Origin of the sequence: Microbacterium mcarthurae, assembly GCF_046064585.1 — a bacterium.
Classification (GTDB): Bacteria; Actinomycetota; Actinomycetes; order Actinomycetales; family Microbacteriaceae; genus Microbacterium; species Microbacterium mcarthurae.
In genome coordinates this window covers 223,785-241,235 of sequence record NZ_JAROCE010000002.1, presented here as the reverse complement: position 1 = coordinate 241,235, position 17,451 = coordinate 223,785, and the positions used below count along the sequence as shown (strand labels likewise).

The 17,451-nt window shown below is 70.8% G+C and carries 20 protein-coding genes; 10 read left to right on the top strand and 10 right to left on the bottom strand.

From position 1 onward, the window contains the following. Positions 1-2 precede the first annotated feature (2 nt). The 9 genes from P5G46_RS07730 to P5G46_RS07690 all read right to left on the bottom strand — a co-directional run bounded on the left by P5G46_RS07730 (position 3) and on the right by P5G46_RS07690 (position 7,643). Complete coding sequence (locus tag P5G46_RS07730) at positions 3-851, bottom strand: hypothetical protein (protein WP_408905398.1); 849 nt, start codon at positions 849-851, stop codon at positions 3-5. A gap of 5 nt (positions 852-856) precedes the next feature. Next, positions 857-1,348 (bottom strand): hypothetical protein, encoded by a 492-nt coding sequence (locus P5G46_RS07725; RefSeq protein WP_239275614.1) that lies wholly within the window; start codon positions 1,346-1,348, stop codon positions 857-859. Further along, positions 1,348-4,185 carry a hypothetical protein gene (locus P5G46_RS07720; protein ID WP_408905397.1) on the bottom strand — a complete coding sequence of 946 codons (2,838 nt, stop codon included), beginning with the start codon at positions 4,183-4,185 and terminating at the stop codon, positions 1,348-1,350. The genes P5G46_RS07725 and P5G46_RS07720 overlap by 1 nt, the downstream gene beginning before the upstream one ends. Next, entirely contained in the window at positions 4,185-4,529 is a 345-nt protein-coding gene (locus tag P5G46_RS07715) for a DUF6507 family protein (RefSeq protein WP_239275618.1), read from the bottom strand. The genes P5G46_RS07720 and P5G46_RS07715 overlap by 1 nt, the downstream gene beginning before the upstream one ends. A gap of 103 nt (positions 4,530-4,632) precedes the next feature. Further along, positions 4,633-4,944, bottom strand: a complete 312-nt coding sequence (locus P5G46_RS07710) for a pore-forming ESAT-6 family protein (protein ID WP_228161668.1) — start codon at positions 4,942-4,944, stop codon at positions 4,633-4,635. A gap of 20 nt (positions 4,945-4,964) precedes the next feature. Next, the gene (locus P5G46_RS07705) at positions 4,965-5,297 is read right to left on the bottom strand and encodes a hypothetical protein (RefSeq protein ID WP_408905396.1); all 333 of its coding nucleotides are present in this window, start codon (positions 5,295-5,297) and stop codon (positions 4,965-4,967) included. 122 nt (positions 5,298-5,419) lie between these two features. Then, positions 5,420-5,992 (bottom strand): HhH-GPD-type base excision DNA repair protein, encoded by a 573-nt coding sequence (locus P5G46_RS07700; protein WP_239275622.1) that lies wholly within the window; start codon positions 5,990-5,992, stop codon positions 5,420-5,422. 19 nt (positions 5,993-6,011) lie between these two features. Beyond that, positions 6,012-6,293 (bottom strand): hypothetical protein, encoded by a 282-nt coding sequence (locus P5G46_RS07695; protein ID WP_239275624.1) that lies wholly within the window; start codon positions 6,291-6,293, stop codon positions 6,012-6,014. Between the two features lie 24 nt (positions 6,294-6,317). Beyond that, a complete protein-coding gene (locus tag P5G46_RS07690) occupies positions 6,318-7,643 on the bottom strand; it encodes a glutamyl-tRNA reductase (RefSeq protein ID WP_239275626.1) in 1,326 nt (441 codons plus the stop codon). 100 nt (positions 7,644-7,743) lie between these two features. Between P5G46_RS07690 and hemE the strand changes: the two genes are divergently transcribed. From hemE to P5G46_RS07665, 5 genes are all read left to right on the top strand, one after another. Then, on the top strand, positions 7,744-8,781 hold the full coding sequence (gene hemE, locus P5G46_RS07685; protein ID WP_408905395.1) for a uroporphyrinogen decarboxylase: 1,038 nt from the start codon (positions 7,744-7,746) through the stop codon (positions 8,779-8,781). Next, positions 8,778-10,286 (top strand): protoporphyrinogen/coproporphyrinogen oxidase, encoded by a 1,509-nt coding sequence (locus tag P5G46_RS07680; RefSeq protein ID WP_408905394.1) that lies wholly within the window; start codon positions 8,778-8,780, stop codon positions 10,284-10,286. The genes hemE and P5G46_RS07680 overlap by 4 nt, the downstream gene beginning before the upstream one ends. Positions 10,287-10,402: 116 nt before the next feature. Continuing rightward, complete coding sequence (locus P5G46_RS07675; protein WP_408905393.1) at positions 10,403-10,804, top strand: hypothetical protein; 402 nt, start codon at positions 10,403-10,405, stop codon at positions 10,802-10,804. Between the two features lie 3 nt (positions 10,805-10,807). After that, the gene (locus P5G46_RS07670) at positions 10,808-11,218 is read left to right on the top strand and encodes a phage holin family protein (protein WP_239275634.1); all 411 of its coding nucleotides are present in this window, start codon (positions 10,808-10,810) and stop codon (positions 11,216-11,218) included. Next, positions 11,208-11,486: a hypothetical protein gene (locus tag P5G46_RS07665; protein WP_239275636.1), complete on the top strand. Its 279-nt coding sequence runs from the start codon at positions 11,208-11,210 to the stop codon at positions 11,484-11,486. The genes P5G46_RS07670 and P5G46_RS07665 overlap by 11 nt, the downstream gene beginning before the upstream one ends. Positions 11,487-11,544: 58 nt before the next feature. Here the strand turns inward: P5G46_RS07665 and P5G46_RS07660 are convergent, their stop codons facing one another. After that, positions 11,545-12,333, bottom strand: a complete 789-nt coding sequence (locus P5G46_RS07660; RefSeq protein ID WP_408905392.1) for a bestrophin-like domain — start codon at positions 12,331-12,333, stop codon at positions 11,545-11,547. Positions 12,334-12,536: 203 nt separating this feature from the next. Between P5G46_RS07660 and hemQ the strand changes: the two genes are divergently transcribed. From hemQ to hemL, 5 genes are all read left to right on the top strand, one after another. Then, the gene (gene hemQ, locus P5G46_RS07655) at positions 12,537-13,208 is read left to right on the top strand and encodes a hydrogen peroxide-dependent heme synthase (RefSeq protein ID WP_408905391.1); all 672 of its coding nucleotides are present in this window, start codon (positions 12,537-12,539) and stop codon (positions 13,206-13,208) included. Next, positions 13,205-14,203 (top strand): hydroxymethylbilane synthase, encoded by a 999-nt coding sequence (hemC, locus tag P5G46_RS07650; RefSeq protein WP_408905390.1) that lies wholly within the window; start codon positions 13,205-13,207, stop codon positions 14,201-14,203. Before hemQ ends, hemC begins: the two co-directional genes overlap by 4 nt. Further along, entirely contained in the window at positions 14,200-15,003 is an 804-nt protein-coding gene (locus P5G46_RS07645; protein ID WP_408905389.1) for a uroporphyrinogen-III synthase, read from the top strand. Before hemC ends, P5G46_RS07645 begins: the two co-directional genes overlap by 4 nt. Beyond that, positions 15,000-15,983: a porphobilinogen synthase gene (gene hemB / locus P5G46_RS07640; RefSeq protein WP_408905388.1), complete on the top strand. Its 984-nt coding sequence runs from the start codon at positions 15,000-15,002 to the stop codon at positions 15,981-15,983. Before P5G46_RS07645 ends, hemB begins: the two co-directional genes overlap by 4 nt. Before the next feature lie 91 nt (positions 15,984-16,074). After that, positions 16,075-17,415 carry a glutamate-1-semialdehyde 2,1-aminomutase gene (gene hemL / locus P5G46_RS07635; protein WP_239275647.1) on the top strand — a complete coding sequence of 447 codons (1,341 nt, stop codon included), beginning with the start codon at positions 16,075-16,077 and terminating at the stop codon, positions 17,413-17,415. Positions 17,416-17,451 lie beyond the last annotated feature (36 nt).

Below are 17,451 nucleotides of genomic sequence, written 5' to 3'. Positions count from 1 at the left end.
ACTCAGGCCCTGCTCGGGACGAGTTCCTCGCCGCGGACATCCATCAATTCATCCAGGGCGGCCGTCACCTCGTAGACGCCGGCATCGGTCCGCTCGAGACCGGCCCGCTCGGCGAGGGTCGCATCGCGTCCGAGGTAGACAAGCCGGGCGACCGCGCGGGTTCCGTCGTGCCATCGCCGGACGATCTGAAACGGAAGGTCCCCGAACCGGGCGGTGAGCCTCAGCGTATAGGGCTGCTCGACCTCAGAGGCTTCGACGACTCGCGCCCAGAGACCGCGTTCCGTGAGTTTGGCATCCTTGCTCCGCGTGTACGACGCGAGGACGACCCGCCCGTTCTCCAGCTGGTCGGCGAGCACCGCCTCGCCGTTCCATCGGACGAATCGTCCGCACACGTCGGACGGCAATGCCTGTCCCTGTCCTGGCTGCCAACCCGAGGCGACGTTCGCGTAGACCGAGAGGAACTCCTCACGACCATCCACATGGATCCGCCACAGTTCGGAGCCCGGGGGGACACGCGTCGGTTCCACCCACCACAGGGGCACGATTCCCTTCGCCGTGGGCGCGAAGCCGGTGCCGGTGAAGGGAGCGGGCTCGACAAAACCGGCGCCGCCCTCGCCGGTCGCGGGGATGAAGCTGAGAGACTCAGCACTCGGGAACCGGAGGATGTCAACGAAGGTGGATCCCGCGAACAAGGGGTCGGATGCCGCGTAGCCGTGCGCTTCGAGGAGGTCGGACGGCGTCCGTGCCCAGGCGGTGTCGGCCTGGCGCGCCACGAAACCGGTCAGCAAGTCGTCGCCCTGTGTCCACAAGCGCAGACGCCCCGGCGTCACGATCTTCTGAAAGATGTCCATGGCATTCATTCTGTCGGGGAGGACGTTGCGTCGCGTCGGCGAATGACGGGGGTGCCTAGCCTAGTCGCGGTCTCTCGGTAGTCGGTCAGTTCAGCGAAGGGAACCAGCAGCGAGATCCCACCGTTGCTCGTGCGGTCGTCGTGTACCTCAGCGCGCGGAAGAGCGGCGATCGCGTCGCGCTCGGGACCGGCGTCGAAGAACAGCATGGCCAGATACCCGGCGTGTCCGAACGGCAGCGGGGCGCGCAGGGGCGTCATGTCCTCGCTCCACGTGGACACCACAGGGATCCAGTGCCCGAGGTAAAGCCCTTCGGAGGTCACCTGTTCGACCGCCAGGACGTCCCGCGGGGCGATTTGCCGATGGCCGGTGCCCTCGTGGTCGTAGATGAAGAACTCGGTAGGGGTGTCGTCCTGCGCGATCTGAAAGGTGGACGCGTACCACCCGTCGGTGGTCTCGATCCACGTGCCCGTATCCCGGACAGTGCGAGGAGCGTTCATCAGAACCGAACCCATCCTTGAGACGTTAGGACGGCGTACGGAATCTCCTCGCCGGTGGGGGTGATCTTGTACACCTCGGTGCCGGGGCCGATGTTGATCCGGTTCGGGAAATGATACTCAGGGATGATTTGAACGCTGCCGTCTCCCACGAAGCCGTGGCCCAGGAACGGGTTGGCGGGCCCCAGGGGATCCATCTTCGCGGGGCGGTAGTACGGCTGGCCCGTGTTGTCGAAGAGGTAACCCGCGAGGTTCCCCGCGTCTGCGGACGGCACCCGCAGATCCGCGTTGCTCGGAAGGGTGAAGCGCACGGCGTACGTGTCGCCCGTCGGCGCGGTGAACTGGGCGGGAACGGTCCGGCCCGGGCCGTAGTCGAGGCCGAACCCACGCGCGATCTCATCTGGAGTGGTCAGCCCGGTCGCGTCGGAGGCGCGCGCGACGAAGCCACCCACCGTGTCCTGCCTCCCGTAGGTACGGTTCAGGAGATTGTCGACGTCGGTCTGGCCGAGGATCTTCTGCATTATCTCGCCGGGCTGCGGTTGCGGGATACTCTCGCGTACGTCGAGGACGATCCGGATCTCGTCCGGGGTGAGGGAGTCGAGCGGGCGCCCGTGCACGAGGTCGTGCAGCTGATCCGGGGTGAGCCCGTGCCGCGCGGCACCTGCGTCGATCAGTGACTGTGAACTAGGGAGCTGCGCGACCTGGTTGTGTGACATGTGGGGCTGGAACGGATCACCGTTCGGCATCCGCGGCACGTTGCCCGCCGGGGGCTGTCCGCCACCGTTCGTCGCACCGCCCGACGAAGAGCCATCCTGGCCCGCGGCGGTGTCGTCGTCGGAGCGGCCCGGGGTAGTTCCGTCCTCCGCACGGCCGCCGGTGACGGCGTCGTCGCCGCGGGTCGCACCGCCCACGGCGTCGTCGCCGCGTCCGGCGCTTCCGTCGTCGCCGCGTCCCGCGCTGCCAGCGTCGTCGCCACGGCCCACGCCGCTCACGTCGTCGCCGCCGCGGCCCACGCCGCCGTTCCCGGTATCGGAGCCACCACGTCCGCCGCTCTCGCCGCCGGCGTGGTCGCTGCCGCCGCCGGGCCCGGTCGAGGGCTCGCGCACGACCGTCGACTCGCCCGCTCCGCCCGTTTCCGTCCGAACCGGAGCGTCCTCGACGATCGAGTTCACCGGACCGGGGCCGGTCTCGCCGCGGACGCCGCCGGCCGAGACCAGCTCGGGCTCGCGCACGGGCGCCGTGACACCGGCATCCGCTTCGCCGTCGGTGCGCACGGGCACGTCGCCACCCCGCACGCCGTCGAAAGATCCGGCGGGCATCTCGATGCGACCCGAGGGGATGGCATCCGTCGGCGGGAACTCGTACACGGGGACGCCGTCCTCGACGCGCGCCGTCACGGTGTCGAGATTCACCCCGGCGTCGTCGAGCGCGCGCAGTGCCGAAGCGGCATCGTCGGCGACGAACGGCATGTCGGGGGCGTTCAGGTGGAAGCCGTCGGTGGCGTTCGAACCGAGGCGACCGATGATGCCGTCGAGACTGTTCAGCCCCGCACCGCCGAGGCGCATCGCGCCGTTCATCGCGAGGGCTGCGGGATCGACGAAGTCCACGACCTTGGCCATCTTCGACACCACGGATGCCGCCGTCGACGCGGTCTTCACACCGGCCACGGCCGCGCCGCCGACGGGAATCAGCGCGGTGCCGACGTTGAAGACCGACTCGCCGAGCGCGGTGCCCGGATCGTCCTGCCACTTGTCCCACGCGATGAGAGCCTTGCCGGTGTTCAGGGCGGCCTCGTCGGCGCTCGCCTTGAAGTCACGAATCTCTTGGGGCAGGAAGCCGCCGATTCCGGTCGACTCGAGAAGGCTGTCGCTCCAGAAGAGGGGGCCGAGCAGCGGCGAGTTCGCCAGACCGGAGAACCCGATCATTCCGAGGTTGCCCCACGCCGCCCCGTACGCGTCGCCGGAGAAGAACTCACCCGTCTCGGGGTTGTAGCCGAGCACGAGCGTGCCGAGGCCCTGCACGGTGCCCCAGATGCCGCCGACGGCGATGCCCTCCCACAGGAAGTCCTTGAAGACGAACTTCGCCGTCGCCTCGCCACAGCCCTCGGTGCGCTCGACCTCGGCGCCCCACGGCATCTCGGTGCCCTCGGGGATCTCGGCGATGCCGTAGCCCAGCGCGTCGTCCTCGGATGTCGCAGCGTGCAACGGTGCGGCCCCGTAGAGCGCCCGAATGCGGTTGGCGCACGCGCGCTCCGCTTCCCACAGCTTGATCTGCTGCGCGTTGACCGCGGACAGCAGTTCGTTGTTGCGGTCGACGTGCTCCTGCGACTCGTGCCACTCCTTGGTGACCGTGCGGTACATCTCCGGCGCCGCAGCGCTCGACGACGTCGTTGTCGACGAGCCCCACGAACCCTGGTACGTGGGCGTTGCGGTCGCGCCGCCGTACGGCGACTGCGCGGCCGTCCACGCCGGGTTGATCTCGCGCACCTGCACGCCGCCCTGGACGGAGTCCACGAAAGCTTTCGCCTGGGCGCGCAGCGAATCCAGCTCCGCCTTGATCGGGCGCACATCTGCGGCAAAGGCGGTGAGCGCGGCCGACACCTCGGCGAGGTTGTCGCTGACCTGCGTCGCCTGCGACGACACCGGCGCCATCAAACCCAAGAGGGTGGGCGACTCCGGGGCCTCGTACACCCCGGCCATGCCCTGCCACTTGAAATGCACGTTGGAGCCGTGCTCGGACACCTGACCCGAGACGGTGCTGATCGTGCGAGCGTTCTCTTCGATGGCATCCGGGTTGATGTCGGCACCCGGAATGGCCTCGTAGTTGATCGGATCCGGCATCACATCACCCCATGCGGAAGAGAGGGCGGGTACACCGCGTGGACGGCCGCGGTCTGCGCGTTCGCCGCCATCTCGGTGTCGCCCGCGATGTACGCTTCGGTGGCCGTCACGACGCCCTGCGCGGCCGCCCCGATACGGCCGCTCATCCCCTGGATGCGCGGGCCCTCTTCCTGCTGGAAGTAGGCCTGCACCGCCTCGGAGATCGCGCCCGACTGGGTCGCGGTCACGGCTCCTTCGAGAGCGGGACTCAGCGTGTTCAGCGCGGCGCCGAGGGCCTCGGCATCCACGTTGACGTCTTGCAGCACGGCAACCACACCGGACGGCTCGATACGCCAGCTCGTCATCGACAGCACCCCTTCATATCTCGACGATCACGCGCGACGCACCCCACGCGCGCGGAACCGACGGTGCCGGGCGCTCGTCGCGCCCGGCACCGTGTGGTGATCGTCAGCCGATCGATTCCACCGCCGCGCGAGCCTTGCTCAGCGCGGTCTGGGCGGACTCGTCGTTGCGCTCCAGCGACGAACGGAGCGTCTGGATGATGCCGCGCACCTCGGCGGCGGCGTTCTTCCAGCGAACCTCTTTGCCGCGGTAGTCCTCGGACACACCGTCGGCGGAGTAGTCGGCCATCGCGGCCTGCACGTCGCGGTCGCGCTGGTCGATCAGCGACTCGAGCTGCGCGGCGACGCGGTTGAAGTTGTCCTGAGCGTTCTGCGAGGCCGCGATCGAGTAGTCGCGGCGGTCTCCCTGGTTCACCATGAGTCAGTCCTCTCCGATTCTCAGCGGCCACCGAAGCGCGCGGCGTCGAACGACGATCCGGCTTCGAGGCTCGTGGTCTGATCGACCATGGACGACTCGCCCTCCTGGAAGGAGCGGTCCATGCCCGAGATACCGCCGAGCACGCCGTCGAGGGCGAGCTTCAGCTCGGCCGAGATCGCGTCGGTACGCGACTTGAACCGGTCGAACGCGGCACGACCCGCGCCCTGGAACTGTCCTTCGAGCGGTTCGGCCGCCTCGAATAGCTGGCGCACCAGCAGTGACAGCTCATCACTCGAACCCGAGGTGGCCTTCCCCAGCACACCCAGAGTGTCGGAACCCATTGCGAACTTCACGAGAGCCCACCCTTCGATCGCGAATACACGTGCAACGAACCCTGAAACACTAACCACGGCTCCGGGGGCGCGGAAGAAAGATGAGAGAACTCTCCTTTTTCTCTCACATGGTGTAGGAGGGGTCAGCCGCCCGCCCTGGCGGCCGCTTTCGCAGCCTTCTTGTACTCGCGCACCTTCGTCAGCGACTCCGGGCTCGTGATGTCGGCGACCGAGCGGAACGCGCCCTCGTCGCCGTAAGGGGAAGACGCCTTCCGCCAACCGTCTCCGGTGTAGCCGTACTGCTTGCCCAGGAGGGCGAGGAAGATCTTCGCCTTCTGCTCGCCAAAGCCGGGAAGCGCCTTGAGCCGCTTCAGCACGGTCGCGCCGTCGGGGTCGTCCCGTGTCCAAAGCTCGGCGGCATCCCCGCCCCAATCCGTCTCGATCGCCGAGCACAGGGCCTGCACGCGTTTCGCCATCGACCCGGGGAAGCGGTGCACCGCCGGCGTCTGCGAGAACGCCGCGGTGAAGGCCTCGGGGTCCTCGTGCGCGAGGGTCGTGGCATCCATCGCTCCCACGCGCTGCTGGATCTTCAGCGGTCCCGCGAACGCGGTCTCCATCGCCACCTGCTGGTCGAGCAGCATGCCGATCAACAGTGCGAGGGGGTTCGTCGAGAGCAGGTCGTCGGCGGCGGGATCGTCGGTGATGCGCAGACTCATCTGCCCATTCTCGCGCGGGTCACGCGGGTTCGGCGATCCACTTCCGGGCGAACGGCACGGCGTCCAACGACGCCAGATCGGACGTGATCTCGCTCAGCTGGGCTTCGAAGTCCTCGACGCTGCCGGCGGGGAGGCGCTTCACGAGCGAGCCGTCGCCGCGCCGGATGACGACTTCGCTCACCGACGGCGCGTCGCGCCCGGCATCCAGCAGGCCCATCGCCACCGTGGCCGCCCACCGAAGGCCGTTTCGTCGGCGATCCTCGCCCGCGACCCGATAGACCTCGGATGCCGGGGTGCCCACGTCTTCGCCCTGCCGTCGGCGCCGTCAGCCTGCGTCGGCGATGCGTGCGGCAGAGGACTCGGGGTCGGACACCTCGATGCCGAACAGCGCCGACAGCGCGTCGACGTACTCGTCGGCGCGGCCGGTCTCGGCGAGCTCGTGCGCGCGGGTGGTCGGGGTGTGCAGAAGCACGCCGACGAGGTGCCGCAGCGCCTGTTCGGTCTGACCACCCTCGTCGCCGCGCGCGCGGACACGGGCGACCTCGGCGTCGAGCACACCGAAGACGTGCGCGCGAAGGGCGACGACGGCGGGCGTGATGTTCTTGCGCTCGCCCACCGAGGCGAAGCGGCGCGCGGCGTCGCGGACCAGGTCGCGCGCGGCATCCGTCGCCTGCAGCTCTTCCAGAGGGGCGTGGAGGCGAATGGTCTCGAGGTCGAGGAGGTCGACGCCCGGCACGGTGGCCACGTCGGGGTCGACGTTGCGCGGAAGCCCGAGGTCGATGACGAGGCGGCGGCCGGCATGGTCGACGGGGCAGCCGACGGACGCGGGTGCGGCGGCTTCGGCGGCGGTGCGCCCGGCGGCGAAGGTCGCGGCGCTGACGACGTGGTTCTCGCTCGTGGTGCACGTGATGATGAGGTCGGCGTGCGCGACCGCGGTGGGGAAGGTCTCGGCCGAGACGGCACGCAGCCCGTGCTTCGCGGCGAACTTCGCGGCACGCCCCGAGGGGGAGTGGACCGCGATGTCTTCGGCACCCTGATCGCGGAGAGCGGCGACGGTCGCGGCGGCATACGCGCCGGTGCCCACCAGCAGCACGCGCTGCGTCGACCAGTCGGCGATGCGGCTGTCGGCCAGCTCGAGACCGAGGCGGACAAGCGAGCGGCCGGCGCGTCCGATCGCCGTGGCGTTCTTCACTCCGCGCTGTGCTTCCGACGCGCGCTGGAATAGCCGCTCGAGCTCTCCGGAGGTGGTGCCCAACTGCCGGGACTCGGTGAGCGCACGACGCACCTGGCCGGCGATCTCGCCCTCGCCCACGACGACGGATTCCAGACCGGATGCCACCGAGAACAGGTGCTCTGCGACGTCGCCGCCGCCGAGCACCGTGTAGGAGCCCTCGAGCTCGCTCGCGGGCACGCCCGTCGCCGCCTCGATGGCGCTCAGCGTGGCTTCCACACCCACCGCGACGGCGGCCGTCACGGGCTCGTCCATGTCGACGTAAGCCTCGAAGCGGTTGCACGTGGCGACGACGACCGCTCCCTGCACGCACTCGTCGTGCGCGGCGATCAGGGGGGCGACGGGGGTGGTGGGTACGCTGAGCCGCTCGAGGAGATCGAAGGACGCGGTCTTGTGACTCGCGCTGACACAAAGCAGCACGCTCATATTCTACGCCCGGCCCCTGCGAGGTATTCCGGGCCGCCTCTCGACATCGAGGCATCCCTCTTCCCCCGCGGACGCGAGTGGAAGGATGGATGCCATGGCCACCCCTGACGCGCCCCTCCTCCGCGCCCTTCGCGGCGACCGTCCCGAGCGGCAGCCGGTGTGGTTCATGCGGCAGGCCGGGCGCTCGCTGCCCGAGTACCGCGAGCTGCGCGTAGGTACCCGCATGCTCGACGCGTGCCTCACCCCCGACCTCGCGGCCGAGATCACGTTGCAGCCGATCCGCCGCCACAGCGTGGATGCCGCCATCTTCTTCAGTGACATCGTGGTGCCCTTGCGGCTGGCCGGCGTCGCGGTCGAGATCGAGCCGGGCCGCGGGCCGGTGTTCGCCGACCCGGTGCGCACGGCCGCCGATGTCGAGCGAGTGACCTCGATCGACCCGGCCGACGTCGCCGGAGCCGCCGAGCCGATCCGTGACGCGGTGCGTCTGGTCACGGCCGAACTCGGCGACGGCGTCCCCCTCATCGGCTTCGCCGGCGCCCCGTTCACGCTCGCGGCGTACCTCGTCGAGGGCGGTCCGTCGAAGGAGCATCTGCGGGCGCGCGGAATGATGTACGCCGACCCGACGTCGTGGCATCGGCTGGCCGGATGGCTGGCCGAGGTGTCGCGGGCGTTCCTGCAGGCCCAGATCGATGCGGGCGCTCAGGCCGTGCAGCTCTTCGACTCGTGGGCCGGTTCGCTCTCGCGCGCGACGTTCCTGGAGCACGTCGCTCCCCATTCGCGGGCGGCGCTCGAGGGTGTCGAGGTGCCGCGCATCCACTTCGGCGTCGGAACGGGTCCGTTCCTCGCCGACATGCGCCTCGGCGGCATCGCCGACGCCGTGGGCGTGGACTGGCGGATGCCGCTGGACGAGGCCGCGGCCATCGTCGGTCCCGACACCACACTGCAGGGCAATATCGACCCCGCTCTGCTGGGCGCACCGTGGCCGGTGCTGGCGGCGCACATCGACGACATCCTCGCCCGCGGGCGCGCGGCGCGCGCCCACGTGCTTAATCTCGGTCACGGCGTCCCGCCCGACACCGACCCCGCGGTGCTGACCCGCATCGTCGCGCACGCCCACGGGGAGGCGGAATGAGCGACCCCCTGGAGCGGCTCGCGGAGCACGCTCACGAGAGCCGCGTCATCGTGGCGGGGGGCGGTGTCTCCGGGCTGGTGGCCGCGCTGGAGTGCGCCAAGGTGGGCATGCAGGTGACCGTGCTCGAGGCCTCCGGGGTGTTCGGCGGCGTCGTACGGTCGGCCGAGGTCGGTGGGCTCACGCTCGACGTCGGGGCCGAAAGCTATGCGACGCGCGGGGGAGCGGTGCGCGAGCTTCTCGACGAGCTCGGGCTGGCGGATGAGATCGTGGCGCCGAACCGGGCGGGAGCCTGGGTCGCGGGAGTCCCGGGCGTGGGGGCGGCCCCACTGCCGAAGGGCGGGATCCTCGGCATCCCCGACAACCCGTGGGCCCCGGATGTGCGACGCGTGATCGGCTGGGCGGGAGCGTGGCGCGCGTACGTCGACCGCGTGCGCCCCCCGCTGACGATCGGACACGAGCGCAGCCTCGGCGCGCTCGTGCGCTCGCGGATGGGCGCTCGCGTGCTGGACCGGCTCGTCGCGCCCGTCACGAGCGGCGTCTACTCGGCTCGTCCCGACGACATCGACGTCGACCTCGCCGCACCGGGACTCAACGCCGCTCTCACCCGCATGGGCTCGCTGGGCGGCGCGGTCGCCGAGCTCCGTGCGGCGCGCTCGACGGGCACTCCGTCCGACGCCCCGGCATCCGATGTCCCGCCCACGGTGGCGGCGCCGCGCGCCGCAGCACCGGGCGGCGCGGTCGAGGGCATCGCCGGCGGGATGTGGCGCCTGGTGGAGGCGCTCGTCGCTCGCCTGCGAGACCTCGGGGTCGAGCTGCGCACCGACGTCGCGGTCGAGGAGCTCACGCCCGCGGGCTCGGGCTGGAGCGTCCGGACCTCCGCCGACGAGAGCCCGCTCTCGGCCGACGCGGTCATCGTCGCCCTCCCCGAACGGCAGGCGCGGGCGCTCCTTCGGCCCGTCGTCCCGGCCCTCGACACCGCCGAGCCGGCTGCTCCCGTGGTCGAAGTGGTGACCCTCGTCGTCCACGCTCCCGCGCTCGATGCTGCGCCGCGCGGAACCGGTGTCCTCACCGTCCCGGGCAGCCACGTGGCCAAGGCCCTCACGCACTCCACCGCGAAGTGGGAGTGGGTGCGGGATGCCACCGAGCCCGGCATCCATGTCATCCGCCTGTCGTTCGGAGCGCAGGGCGAGGAGCCGGCCACCGCAGCGCTCGACGACGACGCCGCCGCGTCGCTCGCCCTGTCCGAGGCGGCCGCCCTGCTCGGGGTGCCTCTCGATCGGTCTGCGTTGCGGGCATCGCACCGCGTCCGGTACGTGCAGTCGCAGCCCGGCGCCGCGATGGGACGCGCGGCGCAGACGGCCGCCGCGCGCGGCGCAGTGCGGGCCGTGCGCGGGCTCGGGGCCACCGGGGCGTGGCTGTCGGGAACGGGTCTCGCGCAGGTGATTCCCGACGCACGCGCGGAGGCGGATCGGGTGCGCAGCGCCACCCTCTGGCGCCGGGACTGACGGCCGAAGGCCCGATGGTCGAGGGATGTCCCGTGGATGTCAAGGGCGGATGCCGGAACGGGAATACATCGCTATCGTGAGACTCGACCAGCACTGATCGAGCGTGAGGAGACCCCATGAGGGGCAAAGCAGCACTCGTCGTCGGACTCGTGGCGGGCTACGTGCTCGGCGCGCGCGCAGGCCGCGAGCGGTACGAGCAGATCAAGGCGCAGGCCGGGAAGGTCTGGGACCAGCCCGTCGTCCAGGGGCAGGTCGAGAAGGTGAAGGCCTTCGGCGTCTCCGCGCTCAAGACCGTCCCCGGTGTCGTCTGGAAGGGCGCGAAGTCCGTCACCGGAGCGGCGTCGCAGTCCGGGAGCGTCTCCGAGCGTGCAGAGCGCGCCGGTCGCGCCGCGAAGGCATCGGCCGGTGAGGTCGCCGAGGCCGTCGAGGGTTCGGTGGACGACGCCAAGGACGCCGAGAAGAGCGCGACAACGCGCGCGCAGGCGAGCAAGAACAGCTCCACGTCGTCGGAGAGCTGACGCATGACCACTCCCCGCGGTTTCCGTGATCGCGCCGACGACAGCCTGTTCACGCTCCTCGGCGACATTCCCGAGCTCGTGCGCAACCTCGTCGTCGCCGAGATCAACGGGGCGAAGGCGTGGGCGCAGCGGACGGCCAAGGACGCCGGAATCGGCGCGGGATGGTTCGTCGGTGCCCTGATCGTCGTGTTCTGGGCCGTCCCCGTGTTCTTTGCGTTCGTCATCGCCGGACTGTCGTCGTGGTGGCCCGTGTGGCTGTCGGCGCTCGTGGTCTTCGGCGTGATGATCGTCATCACCGCGATCCTGGCGCTTCTGGGGTACTTGCGTTTCAAGAAGCTGGCGAACCGCGAGAATCCGGGCCAGGCCATCGCACAGGACGTCCGCATCGTGAAGGAGGCTGGCGATGAGTATTGAGCGTCCCGTTCCCGTGCCGCGCACGGCGGTGCCCCTCGGCATCACCGACCCCGTCGAAGAAGCACGTGCCGAGCTCAAGGCGGCATTGGCGGCGATCGAGGTGAAGGCGAACGTTCCGCGTCGCGTCAGCGAAGCGGTCGACGTGCGCGTCGCCGAGGCCCGCGAAGCCGCGCGGCGTAACCCCGGCGCCGCCGCGGCCGTGGTCGCGGGCGTCGCCGCCGCGGTCGGCCTCACGGTCTGGGCCCTGGTCCGCGCTTACGCGCGCTGATCCCCGCCCGCGGCATCCGTCGGTCCGCCGAACGCACACGTTCGGCGCGCCCGCGGGGCTAGGGCTCGTTGGCGAACAGGCCGTCGAGGAGGTCCTGGAAGTAGTCGGGGGTCACGGCGATCGGGCCCGCGTAGGCGTGATCGAAGCCGGCGATCGCGTAGAGCAGCAACGCCACGAAGAGGGCGAGCAGACCCGCCATCAGCAGGTGCACGCGAAGGTTGCGCACCTCGATGAGCGCGATGAGCACGGCGTTCAGCACGGCCCCCACGCTCAGGACGATCCACAGCACACCGGGGAGTGCGAGGTGCGTGAGCGCAATACGGTCACGCCGGTTCTCCACGAGCAGCTGGAACTGATCCAGCGACTGCTGCACGGCGAGGATCTCGGCGGGGCTCACCGGCTGCACGCTCCCGATCGCCTGCTGCATCGCCGAGATGTTGGCATCCGTCTCCACCGGGATCTGGAGCCGCTGCTGCAACGGCCAGTCCACGTCGATGACGTTGCGCGTGTAGCCGATGATCTGCTCCTGCAGTTCGCTCGCCTGCGGCTCGGGAAGCAGGGCCGCCGTGCGATAGAGGGATGCCAGTGACGACGACTCCTGCAGCACGATGCCGTCGACCTCGGTGAAGTTGCCGTACGCGGCGGCCGCGATGAGGGCGAGGGTCACACCGTAGAACACCCCGTACGCGCCCACCGCGTAGCTGAGCACGCGGTCCCACTCGTCTCCCTGCGGAGCGACCCTGCTCACCCAGCGGCGGAGGAGCAGCAGGATGCCGCAGGAGCCACCCACGACGAGCACGATGAACAGCGGCATCCCCACCGCCATCGGGAGTTGGTACAGCCACATCGGGCAAACCCTTCCGAGCGGCATCCCCCGATGCCGTCGACGCACATTACCAAGGCCGCCCCGCGGCCCCGGGCGTCCGGTCGCCGCCGTGCGCATCGGATCGCCGCCGCGCGCAGCGGAGCGCTCTTCACCCGCGTCGCCGGGTGCTCCACCGCCGAGTCAACGGGTTTGGCCGCCCGCGCCCGCAGCGCGAGACTTGACCCATGGCTCAGGACGACTCCTCCTCCGTGTACACGCTGTGGGCGGTGCTCCGCCGCGATCCCGAGAATCCCGTGACCGCCGTCGACGCCACCGAGCTGGCCGACCTCACCGCCCTGATCGAGGCGGACGGCGTCACGATCCGCGGGTTCTACGACGTCAGCGGCCTCCGTGCCGACGCCGACCTCATGGTGTGGATGTACGGCGAAGACCCCCAGGCGCTGCAGCGCGACCTGCGACGCCTGCGCCGCACCGAGCTGTTGAAGAACCTCCTGCCCACGTGGAACGCGATGGGGGTGCACCGCGACGCGGAGTTCAACCGCTCGCACGTGCCCGGCTTCCTCCGCGGCATCGACGCGAAGGACTGGCTCTGCCTGTACCCGTTCGTCCGCAGCTACGAGTGGTACCTGCTGCCCGAGGCGGAGCGCCGCGAGATGCTCATCGAGCACGGCAAGAAGGGCTCGCAGTACACCGGCGTGATCGCCAACACCGTGGCATCCTTCGCGCTCGGCGACTACGAGTGGCTGCTGCCGATGGAGTCCGACGACCTGACCGACCTCGTCGACATGATGCGCGACCTCCGCTACACCGAGGCCCGCCGTCATGTCCGTGAAGAGGTGCCCTTCTACACCGGGCGTCGCGTCACTCTCGACGAGATCCCCGAGATCCTCCAGTGAACGCCGCCCTGCGCCTGGGGACGCGGCGCAGCGCGCTGGCGATGGCGCAGTCGCAGATGGTCGCCGACGCGGTGGCCGAGGCATCCGGTCGTGCCGTCGAGCTCGTTCCCATCGTGTCCGAGGGCGATGTCAACCGCGCTTCGCTGTCGCAGCTGGGGGGACGCGGCGTGTTCGCCAACGGTCTGCGCGAGGCGCTCGCGGCGGACCGTTGCGACTTTCTCGTGCACTCGCTCAAAGACCTTCCGACGCTGCAGCCCGACGGTCTCGTCATCGCCGCGACCCCGCCGCGCGAGGACGCCCGCGATGTCGTCGTGACGCGCGACGGCACCGCCCTGTCGGCGCTGCCCGCCGGGGCCAAGGTCGGCACCGGATCGCCGCGCCGCATCGCGCAGGCCCTGCGGCACAACCCGGGGGTCGACATCCACGACATCCGCGGCAACGTCGATTCCCGACTCGCGCGCGTGCGCGACGGAGAGCTGGATGCCGTCATCCTCGCCGCCGCGGGCATCGCCCGTCTCGGGGGCGACCTGGGCGGACTGTCGGCCGAGTACCTCGGACTCGCGGAGTGGCCGACCGCGCCCGGCCAGGGGTCGCTCGCGGTCGAGACGCGCGCCGACATCGCACCCGAGATCCTCGCCGCGCTCGCCGCGCTCGACGACACCGCGACGCGCGTGGAGATCACCGCCGAACGCACCATCCTCTCGGTCCTGGATGCCGGATGCCACGCGCCCGTCGCCACACACGCGTCGCTGACCGACGGCGACCTGCGCCTGCGGGCCATCGTCTACGCCCTCGACGGCTCGCATCGGATCGGTATCGATCGGACCGTGCGCCTGGAGCCGGGGTATGGTGGGGAACCTGGCAGTGGCAATGGTGCGAATGCTGCCGACGACGGGGGACCCATCGCGCGAGCCTCGCGCGCGGGCCAAGAAGCCGCGCGTCGGTTGCTCGAACGCGGGGCGGCCGACCTGGTACCACGAGAGTCGACCACATGAATGAAGGCCATCGGCACACGCCGACCCCAGACAAGCCGCTCGCCGGCCGGCGCGTCCTCGTGCCCCGCGGCGGTCCGTGGGGTGACGGTGTCGCCGCCAGCCTTCGCCAGCGCGGAGCCGTTCCGGTCATCGCGCCACTGATCAACTTCGCGCCGACGAACGATCAGGCGACCCTCGAGCAGGCGCTGAGCGACCTCGCCGACGGGGCGTTCGACTGGCTCACGCTGACCAGCGCGACGACGGTCGACGTCCTGTACGCCTACCGCGCCGTGATCCCGGCCAGCACGAAGGTCGCCGCTGTCGGCGAGACCACCGCCGCGGCCATGCAGGCCGTGGGCTACCGCGTCGACCTCGTTCCCGACCGCGACAACTCGGCGCAGGGCATGGCCGAGCAGATGATCTCGCTCGAGACCGAGCCGCGCAGCGTACTCACGCTCCGCAGCGAGATCGCCAAACCCGTGCTGACGCGTCTGCTGATCGAGGCCGGCCACCACGTCCGCAGCGTCGTGGCGTACCGCACGGTCGGCGTCCCCGTGACCGAGAAGATCGCCACCGACGTCCACTCCGGCCGCATCAACGCGATCCTCGTCACGAGCGGTTCGGTGGCCGAGCAGGTCGTCGAGCAGTTCCCCGACATCCCGGCATCCACCGTCATCGCCGCCATCGGACCGCGCACCGCGAAGGATGCCAAGCGCGCGGGCCTCGCCGTCGACGTCGTCGCCGAGCGGCAGACGGTCGAGTCGTTGATCGACGCCGTCGCCCGCTTCACCCTCCCCCCGGAGTCCGAGACCCCCGCATGAGCTTCCCCGAGTACCGCCCGCGGCGTCTGCGCCGCACCCCCGCGATCCGTCGTCTCGCGCGTGAGACGCACCTCGTGCCGTCGCAGCTCGTGCTGCCCCTCTTCGTGCGGGAGGGCATCTCGGAGCAGGTTCCGGTGACCTCGATGCCCGGTGTCGTGCAGCACTCCCTCGACACCCTGCGCCGCACCGTCGCCGAGGCCGCGGCGGCCCGGATCGGCGGCGTCATGCTCTTCGGTGTGCCCGCCGAGCGCGACGCGGTGGGATCCGGCGCCGATGACCCGAACGGCATCCTGAATCTCGCGACCGAGGCGGTCGTGTCCGAGGTGGGCGACGCGCTCGTCGTGCAGACCGACCTGTGCCTCGACGAGTTCACCGACCACGGCCACTGCGGCGTGCTCCGCGCGGACGGCGCGGTCGACAACGACGCGACCCTCGAGCGGTACACCGCCATGGGGCTCGCCCAGGCCCGGGCGGGGTCGGCGATGCTCGGACTGTCGGGGATGATGGACGGCCAGGTGGGCGCGGTGCGCGAGGCGCTGGATGCCGAGGGGTTCACCGACACCCTGCTCCTGGCGTACTCGGCGAAGTACGCGGGAGCGTTCTACGGTCCGTTCCGCGAGGCCGTGGACTCGCAGCTGAAGGGCGACCGCCGCTCGTACCAGCTCGACCCCGGCAACGGCCGCGAGGGCGTGCGCGAGGCGCTGCTCGACGTCGAGGAGGGCGCCGACGTCGTGATGGTCAAGCCGGCGCTGCCGTACCTCGACGTCCTCGCCGACGTGCGCGCGGCCGTCGACGTGCCGGTGTGGGCCTACCAGGTGTCGGGCGAGTACGCGATGGTCGAGGCCGCCGCGGCGCACGGCTGGATCGACCGCCGCGGCGCGATCCTCGAGAGCCTGCTCGGCATCCGTCGCGCCGGTGCCGATGCGATCCTGACCTACTGGGCCCTCGAGGCCGCGCACTGGCTGCGCGCCGACCTGTAACGCGCGCGAGTCGCCAAGATTTGTCGCTTCGCTGACCGCGGAAGCGACAAATCTTGGCGACTCACGCCCGTGCGCACGGGAGAATTGACACATGACAGACCTCAACGATCAGTGGTTCGCGCGCGCCAAGGACGTCATCCCGGGCGGGGTGAACTCGCCGGTGCGGGCGTACGGATCCGTCGGCGGGACGCCGCGGTTCGTGCAGTCCGCCGCGGGCGCCCGGATCACGGATGCCACGGGTCGCGAGTACGTCGACCTCGTCGCCTCGTGGGGTCCGGCCCTCCTCGGGCACGCGCATCCCGAAGTGGTCGGGGCCGTGCAGTCGGCGGCATCCCGGGGTCTGTCCTTCGGCGCTCCGACGGGGGCCGAAGTGGAGCTCGCCGACCTGATCGCGAACCGCGTGCGGGTCGGCGACCTGGCGCCGGTCGAGAAGGTGCGTCTGGTCTCGACGGGCACCGAGGCGACGATGACCGCGATCCGCTTGGCGCGCGGGGTCACCGGCCGCGATCTGCTGATCAAGTTCGCCGGTCACTACCACGGGCACTCCGACGGTCTGCTCGCCGCCGCCGGTTCGGGCGTCGCGACGCTCGCGCTCCCCGGTTCCGCGGGGGTGCCGGCGCCGATCGCCGCGCAGACGCTCGTGCTGCCGTACAACGACGTGGATGCCGTGCGCGAGGCGTTCGCGGTGCACGGCGAGAACATCGCCGCGATCATCGTCGAGGCGGCATCCGCGAACATGGGTGTCGTCCCGCCGCTGCCCGGCTTCAACGCCGCGCTCGCCGACATCGCGCACAGCCACGGTGCGCTGCTGATCATGGACGAGGTGCTCACCGGCTTCCGCGTGCACCCCGCCGGCTTCTGGGGGCTGCAGGCGTCGCAGGGTGAGACGTACCTCCCCGACATCCTCACCTTCGGCAAGGTCGTCGGCGGAGGGATGCCGCTGGCCGCCCTCGGCGGCCGCGCCGACGTCATGGACCAGCTCGCCCCGCTCGGCCCCGTGTACCAGGCCGGCACCCTGTCGGGGAATCCGCTGTCTGTCGCCGCGGGCCTGGCGACCCTGCGCCTGGCGACACCGGAGGTGTACGCCGCGGTCGACGCCTCGGCCGCCCGCATCGCCGACGCCCTCGACGCGGCGCTCACTGCCGAGGGCGTGGTGCACACGGTCCCGCGCGCGGGGTCGCTGTTCGGTGTCGCGTTCCTGCCCGAGGTGCCCCGCGACTACGCCACGGCGCTCACGCAGCAGTCGTGGCGGTACGCCCCGTTCTTTCACGCGATGCTGGATGCCGGCATCTCGCTGCCCCCGAGCGTGTTCGAGGCGTGGTTCCTCACCGCCGCCCACGACGACCTGGCTCTCGAGCGGATCATCGACGCACTGCCCGGCGCCGCGAAGGCCGCGGCGGGCGCGGCGGATCCGACGCTGCTCGCGCAGTAACCGGTCCGTGCGCGCCCGTCCATAAACGCCATCCAC